The following is an 8,678-nucleotide window of genomic DNA, read 5'->3' on the forward strand; positions in this document are numbered from 1 at the left end:
ACTCAATAAATATAGGGATAATGCAGAATAAATGATAAATACCCGAAAGCTTTTCTACTAAGTACGATTCTTGATTAGCCTGCATGTTTTTGTTTTTAAAGGTTAGGCTATTAACCGTTATTCATAGGTTCTCAAACGTATTAAAATTATAGTCAGTAAATGATTTGATAAAGCAGCGTAAGAGTCGCAGAAGCATTTAGATTCCTTTGCAAAATGGAGCAAAGCTGATACGCCAACAACCATTAAGGGTGTTTTAAGGGCTAAGTAATAAAACTATGAGCTTGTACATGATAGCCGTCTTTGTAAACAAGCATGGTATTACGCGGCATTTATACTTGCGGCCTGTATTATTAGCCCTTACAGTATCTATAATGTCATAAAAGAGTAAATATAATGGAACAAGAACAAGCAAATAAAGCAACCCAAGAACAACAAGAAGAAGCAAATAAACAAAGTGTTTTATGGCAACGTGAGTGTTTTCAAAATGCACAAAAACATCTTGCTGAAAAAGGTGTAATGCCAAAATCCTTAAATGAAAAAGAAAGCCGCTTTATTGCGCCACTTGTAGCACTTTGGAAGTTTAAAGCGCAGGATGGTAAAAGTTATTGGGTGATCACTGGCCGTTTACCAACAGATTCAGCGCCGGCCAATGTGTCTGAGAATGCCCGTGACACACTGCGTTACTTTTCATTACAGTGGCAGTTAAAAGCTGATCAAATTATGCAGACGGGTGCTGGTGATAAAACCAAGGTTGATTTTGCCAATTTGCTGATTAATAGAGCACAAGGTATTTATGAGCTATATGAAAAAGAAGAAATGTGGGTTAACGAGCCGTCTTAATAGTTGATTTACAGTAAACGTAATTTATTTATGAGCGAGCCAAAGGGTTCGCTTTTTTATACTTTATGTATGGCGTATCAGTGGACTAAGGTAAATGGTTTAGTAACAAATTGATTTATAGGGCATTGCATACGCTGCCTTGCGATGCCAGCCTCCATAAAAACATGTCCTTCGGTAGCAAAGCCATTGCTTTTAAAGCGTTCAACTTCATTTAAAATACAATTGATACTAACTGAATCACAGCCTTGTTGTTGAGCTAGTTGCACGATAAACGTTAATAGTGATTTATAAACACTGCGGTTACGGTGTTCGGGTAATACAGCAATACGACCTATCAATCCATCATTGCATAAACGCCCAGTGGCGACTGGGCATTGAGTATCATCAGTAACTAAAATATGTTGGGCGGTGTTATCAAGTGCATCAAACTCAATATGTTTGGGAATGTGTAACTCACAAACAAAAACTCGCTCTCTTATTTGTTGTAGCAATTCTTTATTGATCTTCCATTCAACTTTGTCAATTCGATAGCCCATAATTGCACTCCTAACAAAACCAAATACCCTCATTTAATAATATAGTGAAGGTTTTTAAAAATGTATGGTTGTTTTTTGAACTATTTATTTCGCTTGCTGCAATAGTGTTATTATCGCTAAGTAATTTAATATCTGCTAAACACGTTAAGTCATGTAAATAATTAGTGCCATTAATACTTAGTAATACTGAATCGTCTAATACTTGATAAACCGCACGAGTCCCACCTAGGCGTTCAAATACGATATCGTCATCAACTAATAAGTCTTTCAAATCGGCTAAGGTGTAAGGCTGCTCAGGTGGTGCTAAGTCCATGTCATGCTTTGGTTGGCTAATACTATTGCCAAGCCAGGTTTTAAACACAGTTTCGTCTTCTATTGCTGCTATCATTAATTGTTTAATTTGCTGTGCTTCATCGTTACTTAACTCTCCTTTAGACTCTCTCAGTGCCAATGCAGGATCGTTATAACGCTTATTGCCAAGTTCTGTATCAATCAAATGATCGGCAAATTGCGAGATTAAATCACGTTGATTAGGGGCTCTAAAACCGACAGAGTAATTTAATGCATTTTCAACTGCATAACCTTCGTGCGGGCAACCTGGCGGAATATATAAGATATCACCTGGTTCTAAAATACAGTCAATTACTGCGTCAAACTGTTCTACTTGCAGCAAACTTTTGTTTTTTACAAATTGTCTAAGGTTGTTATCGGGTAAGCCTACGCGCCAATGACGTTTTCCTTCACCTTGAATGATAAATACATCGTATTGGTCAAGGTGTGGACCAACACCACCTCCTGGAGTGGAAAAGCTGATCATTAAATCATCAATTCGCCAGTTAGGAATAAACCGAAATGGCTCGAGCAATTGTGCGGCATCGCCATGCCAGTGATCAACAGCTTGCACAAGTAGGGTGGAGTGCTGCTCGCTAAGTTGCTCAAAATCTTCAAATGGTCCGTGATAGGCATGCCATTGGTTATCATGATTAGTGATAATACGCGACTCGATACTTTCTTCCATAGCTAAGCCTGCAAGCTCATTGGCATCAAGTGGGTCAACAAAGTGCTTAAAGCCTTGCTTTATCAATAGCGGCTTTTTTTGCCAGTATTGGCTTAAAAATTCTTGCTTAGATAAATCGTTAATTGCTAATTGATACATGCTATACACCTAAAGTGGCGAGATAAAAAAAGCGAAAGGAGAGCTTTTCGCTTTTTAAATACTGCTCGAATAAATAGTTACGCTAGGTTATCGATAAACTCAACAGCACGGCCAATATAGTTTGCCGGTGTTAGTTTTTTCATTTCTACTTTAGCTTCTTCTGGTAAATCAAGACCGTCAATAAACTCAGCCATAATAACTTGATTAACGCGCTTACCACGGGTTAAATCTTTAAGCTTTTCATATGGTTTTTCAATACTATATTTACGCATTACTGTTTGGATTGGCTCTGCAAGCAGTTCCCAGTTTTGATCTAACTCATCCAGTAGGCGTTGTTCGTTTACTTCTAATTTACTAACACCTTTTAAGGTTGATTGATAAGCAATTAGCGTATAGCCCATACCAACACCTAGGTTACGCAGAACCGTTGAGTCGGTAAGGTCACGTTGCCAGCGAGAAACAGGCAGCTTTTGCGCAAGGTGAGAAAAAATAGCGTTAGCAAGCCCTAAATTACCTTCCGAGTTTTCAAAATCAATTGGGTTTACTTTATGCGGCATGGTTGATGAACCAATTTCACCAGCAATGGTTTTTTGCTTAAAGTGGCTAAGGGCAATATAACCCCAAATGTCACGGTTAAAATCAAGCAAAATTGTATTAAAACGCGCAATCGCATCAAACAATTCAGCAATGTAATCATGCGGTTCAATTTGCGTTGTAAATGGATTAAAACTAAGATCAAGGCTTGTTACAAATTGCTCTGCATGGTTATGCCAGTCGTAATTAGGGTAAGCGCTTAAGTGTGCATTGTAGTTACCTACAGCACCATTGATTTTACCGAGTATTTCAACGTTAGCGATTTGGTCACGTTGGCGCTTTAAACGCATATATACGTTGGCAAACTCTTTACCCATTGTAGAAGGTGTAGCAGGTTGGCCGTGAGTACGGGTCATCATGGGTACATTTTTATATTCTACGGCTTTGTCTTTAATTGCAGTTAGGAGCTTATCGCAATAAGGCAGTAATACTGTTTTACGTGCTTCTGTTAACATTAAACCATGAGATAGATTGTTGATGTCTTCTGAAGTACATGCAAAGTGAATAAATTCGTTAACAGCATGAAGCTCAGCGTTATCAGCTACTTTTTCTTTTAATAAATATTCAACGGCTTTAACATCATGGTTAGTGGTGCTTTCTATGTCTTTAACACGCTGTGCATCCGCTTCACTGAAGTTATCAACAATGGCATTAAGTAGGGCATTGGCCTGGTCGCTAAATTCTGGTACTTCATTAATTTCGCTTGCGCGCGATAAGGCTTGTAACCAACGAACCTCAACATTAACGCGGTATTTGATTAAGCCAAATTCGCTGAAAATACTGCGTAGTTCAGTGGTTTTGTTGCCGTAGCGACCATCCACCGGAGAGATAGCGGTTAACGCTGAAAGCTCCATAATAACTCCTAAATTTTAGTTTTGAACGATAATAATTAAATATGGTTTTTAGCAATAGCGAGTATTTTTCTTTTTGCAAAGAAAAAATTACGGCGTTTACCGCCCATTTGTCGCCATAACACAGCACTACGAACTCCGGCTAATAATAATGCGCGGATTTTGTTTTGCGTGAGTTGTTGTTTTAATAACTCTGGCTTGCCATATACCTGAATACGATGCCCAAGGGGGCTTAGCACCGTAGAATAAATATCAGCAAGGCCTGCAATTACGGTGTCATCCGTAATTGAAAAGTGTTCGAGGCGACGATGAATATCATCGATGCGTCGACCTAATTCTTTTAAACTGTCTGGTTTAGAGTTTAATGCGCGCTCTAGCTGCATTAAACCACCTACATATTTGACGATCTCAACGTCCTTTTGGGCACCAGCACTAAGTTGATTTATTAGCGCTTTGTAACCTTCGCGTAGATTATCTTTGCCTCGGTAAACATCTTCAGGAGAATCTGGCGATGTTTGAATAATACTGTTTAATAACTTTTCTAGTTCAAAATCGTTACTTGAACCATATTGCGCTATTTTTTGTACTTGCTTAGCAACTTGGCACATTGCAGCCAAGGCCATAACTTGGTGTTCATTCATTATTTGATCACCGAATCAATAATACCGCCGCCTAAACATATTTCATTCTCATAAAAAACTGCAGACTGTCCGGGAGTAACCGCTTTTTGCGGCTCATCAAATAGCACTCGGGCTAATCCATCATCACCGACCAATAAAGTACACGGAAGGTCTTCTTGGCGGTAACGAGTTTTTACAGTGCATCGTGTTGTGCCTTTAGGCCCTATACGATCAACCCAGTGTAGTTGGTCTGCGTTTAAGCCATTACTGAATAGGCGAGGGTGATCTTTACCTTGGCCAACAATTAATACGTTACGGGCAATGTCTTTATCAACCACGTACCAAGGTTCACCTGAGCCCTCTTTCAGACCACCTATTAACAGACCTTTACGTTGGCCAAGTGTGTGGTACATCAAGCCTTCATGTTCACCGACACTATTTCCGTCGGTATCTTCAATGATGCCAGGTTGTGCTGGTAAGAACTTTTGTAAAAAATCTTTAAACTTACGCTCACCGATAAAACAAATGCCTGTGCTGTCTTTTTTATCGTAGGTAATTAAGTCTTGCTCTTCTGCTATGCGGCGTACGTCAGGCTTTGCGATATCACCAACGGGAAATAATGTTTGGGCAATATGCTCATGGCTTAGTGTATATAAGAAATAGCTTTGATCTTTGTTGTCATCAAGACCGCGACACATAACATATTTATCACCCCGTAGCTCACGGCGTACGTAGTGTCCTGTGGCAATGAAGTCAGCACCTAAGGCGCCGGCTGCAAATTCTAAGAATGCTTTGAATTTGATTTCTTTATTACACATGACATCAGGGTTAGGTGTGCGGCCTACTTTGTACTCTTCTAAAAAGTACTCAAACACATTATCCCAATATTCAGCAGCGAAATTAATTGTGTGCAATTCAATATCGAGCTTTTCACACACGGCTTGCGCGTCTTTTAAATCATCAGCGGCAGCACAATATTCATCATTGTCATCTTCTTCCCAGTTCTTCATAAACAGGCCTTCAACTTGATAGCCTTGTTGCTTTAATAAATACGCTGATACAGAAGAATCAACACCGCCGGACATACCAACGATGACTTTAATGTGATTATTTTCGCTCATAATACTCGCTGTTACTTTTTAACTGCCTTGGAAAGGCCGGGATTATAGCATGATTTTGAGTGCTCAAACCAGCCAAAATCGCGGCACTTTTAAACACTAATTGAAACGCTAAAAATGGCTGAATTAATTAGTCATTTAGCAAACTAAAAGAAGCCAGCTAAATACTTGGCTTATTTATAACGTTAAGTTCGCCATTGGCAATACCATGTAATGTGTACTTACCAATGCTGTAGCGAATTAACCGTAAAGTTGGGTGGCCAATATGAGCAGTCATACGTCTAACTTGACGGTTACGTCCTTCTGTTATGGTTATTTCAATCCAGCTTGTTGGGATTGACTTTCGCTCTCGAACGGGTGGGTTGCGTGGCCAAATATCGGGGGCTTGCATAACCTTTACATTAGCGGGTTTTGTTAGGCCATCTTTTAGTTCAACACCTTTACACAGTGCATTAATAGATGCTTGAGTGGGCTCTCCCTCAACTTGCACCCAATAAGTTTTAGCCGTTTTTTTATTCGGTTCTGTAAGAGTGTGTTGTAGTTTTCCGCAATTTGTTAGTAGCAGTAAGCCTTCGCTGTCTTTATCAAGACGACCTGCGGCGTAAACGTTTTTTATCTTTATAAAGTCAGCTAGGGTTTGCCGGTCTTGATCGTCAGTAAACTGGCAAAGTACATCAAAGGGTTTATTGAATAACACGACTTTACGTTCATCGGGGCTAATAGGCGGTTTAGTTTCGCGCTTTACAGGTTTACGCGTATAAGTTCGTCCGCTATTACGACTCAATGATTTATATGGCTTTTTAGCAGGCATTTATATACACCGTGCCGGCTTGGGTAAACCTGCTATTTTAGTGGCTTGTTTAGCGGGGCCTTTAGGGAATAGTTTATATAAATAAATACTGTTACCTTTGTCCTCTCCTAGCGCTTTAGCCATTGCTTTTACCAACATACGAATGGCAGGGCTGGTGTTATATTCAAGGTAAAAATCTCGCACAAAATGAATAACCTCCCAATGAGATTCACTGAGTGTAATATTCTCTTGTTCGGCAATAACGGGTGCAAGCGCCTCAGACCAATCGTTACTGTCGAGTAAATAGCCTTGTTTGTCAGTTGTTATGTGTTGATTGTTAAATTTGAGCATCTGTTACCAGCTAATTGTATTATCGGTATTTAAGGTTAAATCAACAAATGCGGCATAATCTATTGCTGCATCGTTTTCATTAAAAGTGGTGTTTCGAGCGAATGCATCTTCTTTTAAAATATATAATTGATTTGAAAGCTGCTTAAATTGCTCTGTGCTATAACAGGCATCACTGACAAGTATTACGCTGTCATCTTTACTTATCCGTTTTTCTAACTCATGGCCGATATAGTGAGAGGCCGGTTTTGCAAAAATATGTAATGTGCTCATAGAGTAACAACCTGCTGCTGTTGTTTAAGTAATTGTCGTTGTTGTTCAAAGCTCACGACTTTTACGGGTAACAGTAATTCTGACTGCTTCAAGTTGTGATCAATCATTGACTTCTCGCATATATAAACGTTTTCTACATCATATAGTTCCAGTGTTTTAATCGTTTTGAAGTGATTTTTTAAACCTATGGTTTGTGGTTGTTGTGCAGCTTTTAAAGCAAGGACTGCTGAGCCACTAAAAAGCCAGCTAATGTTTTGTTCAATAGCGGCGAATATCAAGGTGGTATCAAGGGCTTCACGAATATGCTGATCGTCAAATGGACTGTGCTGACTGAGAACTAAAATATTTTTCATTTAAATTGCACCCACTTGTCTGATTCACTGGCAAGCATGGCAAACTCAGCGAGGCCCGCGACAGTGAATGGGGCTGTATTAGTGATATCTACGCCGCGCTTCTCTGCTGCGGTGACACATAATAATAAGGGAATATTAAGTGCGCTAACTGATTGCCATAAAGCAGGGACATTAAGCTCATCAGAGGCAAGTTCAAGGTGGTTACTAGCATGATAAACGCCTGCTTGGTATAAAAATACTGCGGCAATAGTATGCTGTTTATCAACACATGCGTTGATAAATTTAATCAGCCGCTGAACCGTGTCATGATCAGTTGGTGCAGTATGAAGAGAAAGAACAAATTTTGCCAAAATAAATCCAAAAAAAAAGCCCCTAGAAAGGAGCTATTTTAACAGAACTTTTTAATTAGTCATTATTTGCGCCGAGTAAAGCAAGTAATGAAGTAAATAAGTTATATACGCTTAAGTATAAAGATACCGTAGCGCGGATATAGTTGGTTTCACCACCGTTGATAATACGGCTTGTATCAAACAAGATTAAACCTGACATGATTAATACCACCGCAGCGTTTAACACCATAAACATTAGCGAGCTGCCGATGAAGATGTTAACGATACTGGCAACGATAACGACTAACAATCCAACCGTTAAAAAACCGCCCATAAATGAGAAATCTTTTTTAGTATTAAGTGCATAAGCAGATAAACCAAAGAAAATTAATGCAGTAGAGCCTAATGCTTGCATAATTAACATTGCTCCATTAGGCATTGCTGCATAGTAGTTTAGAAGCGGCCCAAGACCTGCGCCCATCAAACCTGTAAAAGCAAAAACCCAAGCTACGCCTGATGCGCTTTCTGCTTTTTTATTGACTACAAAAAGTAAGCCAAACGAAATTAAAGTAAAAACCAAACCCATAAAGTAAGGTAGGTTTAAGGCCATTGAAATACCGGCTGTCACTGCACTAAATGCTAATGTCATGGCCAGTAAGAAATAAGTATTCTTTAATACTTTGTTTGTTTCAACGGTCGACATAACCGGGTTAGCGGTATTGTACGAGTGATTAAATGCCATTGTAGAGCTCCTTTAAATGAAACCTGTTTATTAAGTTGTAATAACCAACTAGATTTTATAACTTAAGTTAGATTACCAAGACTTATATATTTGGGCAAACCTTTGTAGTTCAATAGAGAGATAAATAA

Annotated in this window: 12 protein-coding genes; 1 reads left to right on the forward strand and 11 read right to left on the reverse strand. The window is 39.1% G+C overall.

Going from position 1 to position 8,678, the window contains the following annotated elements; genetic code table 11:
• Positions 1-393 precede the first annotated feature (393 nt).
• Positions 394-840 carry a DUF4826 family protein gene (locus ACT3RM_RS06070; protein ID WP_441836126.1) on the forward strand — a complete coding sequence of 149 codons (447 nt, stop codon included), beginning with the start codon at positions 394-396 and terminating at the stop codon, positions 838-840.
• A gap of 77 nt (positions 841-917) precedes the next feature.
• Here ACT3RM_RS06070 and ACT3RM_RS06075 read toward each other — a convergent pair whose 3' ends face one another.
• From ACT3RM_RS06075 to ACT3RM_RS06125, 11 genes are all read right to left on the reverse strand, one after another.
• A complete protein-coding gene (locus ACT3RM_RS06075) occupies positions 918-1,376 on the reverse strand; it encodes a GNAT family N-acetyltransferase (RefSeq protein ID WP_441836125.1) in 459 nt (152 codons plus the stop codon).
• 10 nt (positions 1,377-1,386) lie between these two features.
• A complete protein-coding gene (locus ACT3RM_RS06080; protein ID WP_441836124.1) occupies positions 1,387-2,532 on the reverse strand; it encodes a JmjC domain-containing protein in 1,146 nt (381 codons plus the stop codon).
• A 77-nt stretch (positions 2,533-2,609) separates the two neighbouring features.
• Complete coding sequence (gene purB / locus ACT3RM_RS06085; RefSeq protein ID WP_441836123.1) at positions 2,610-3,980, reverse strand: adenylosuccinate lyase; 1,371 nt, start codon at positions 3,978-3,980, stop codon at positions 2,610-2,612.
• A gap of 35 nt (positions 3,981-4,015) precedes the next feature.
• Positions 4,016-4,618: a high frequency lysogenization protein HflD gene (gene hflD / locus ACT3RM_RS06090; protein ID WP_441836122.1), complete on the reverse strand. Its 603-nt coding sequence runs from the start codon at positions 4,616-4,618 to the stop codon at positions 4,016-4,018.
• Positions 4,618-5,718: a tRNA 2-thiouridine(34) synthase MnmA gene (gene mnmA, locus ACT3RM_RS06095; RefSeq protein WP_441836121.1), complete on the reverse strand. Its 1,101-nt coding sequence runs from the start codon at positions 5,716-5,718 to the stop codon at positions 4,618-4,620. Before mnmA ends, hflD begins: the two co-directional genes overlap by 1 nt.
• A gap of 157 nt (positions 5,719-5,875) precedes the next feature.
• Positions 5,876-6,526: a pseudouridine synthase gene (locus tag ACT3RM_RS06100; protein ID WP_441836120.1), complete on the reverse strand. Its 651-nt coding sequence runs from the start codon at positions 6,524-6,526 to the stop codon at positions 5,876-5,878.
• Positions 6,527-6,856 carry a TusE/DsrC/DsvC family sulfur relay protein gene (locus ACT3RM_RS06105; protein WP_441836119.1) on the reverse strand — a complete coding sequence of 110 codons (330 nt, stop codon included), beginning with the start codon at positions 6,854-6,856 and terminating at the stop codon, positions 6,527-6,529.
• Between the two features lie 3 nt (positions 6,857-6,859).
• Positions 6,860-7,126: a DsrH/TusB family sulfur relay protein gene (locus tag ACT3RM_RS06110; protein WP_441836118.1), complete on the reverse strand. Its 267-nt coding sequence runs from the start codon at positions 7,124-7,126 to the stop codon at positions 6,860-6,862.
• Entirely contained in the window at positions 7,123-7,479 is a 357-nt protein-coding gene (gene tusC, locus ACT3RM_RS06115; protein ID WP_441836117.1) for a sulfurtransferase complex subunit TusC, read from the reverse strand. Before tusC ends, ACT3RM_RS06110 begins: the two co-directional genes overlap by 4 nt.
• Positions 7,476-7,829, reverse strand: a complete 354-nt coding sequence (gene tusD / locus ACT3RM_RS06120; RefSeq protein ID WP_441836116.1) for a sulfurtransferase complex subunit TusD — start codon at positions 7,827-7,829, stop codon at positions 7,476-7,478. Before tusD ends, tusC begins: the two co-directional genes overlap by 4 nt.
• Before the next feature lie 55 nt (positions 7,830-7,884).
• Positions 7,885-8,550 carry a Bax inhibitor-1/YccA family protein gene (locus tag ACT3RM_RS06125; protein ID WP_441836115.1) on the reverse strand — a complete coding sequence of 222 codons (666 nt, stop codon included), beginning with the start codon at positions 8,548-8,550 and terminating at the stop codon, positions 7,885-7,887.
• Between the last annotated feature and the right edge of the window lie 128 nt (positions 8,551-8,678).

This window comes from Pseudoalteromonas sp. AOP7-A1-14 (genome assembly GCF_052376275.1).
GTDB lineage: Bacteria > Pseudomonadota > Gammaproteobacteria > Enterobacterales > Alteromonadaceae > Pseudoalteromonas.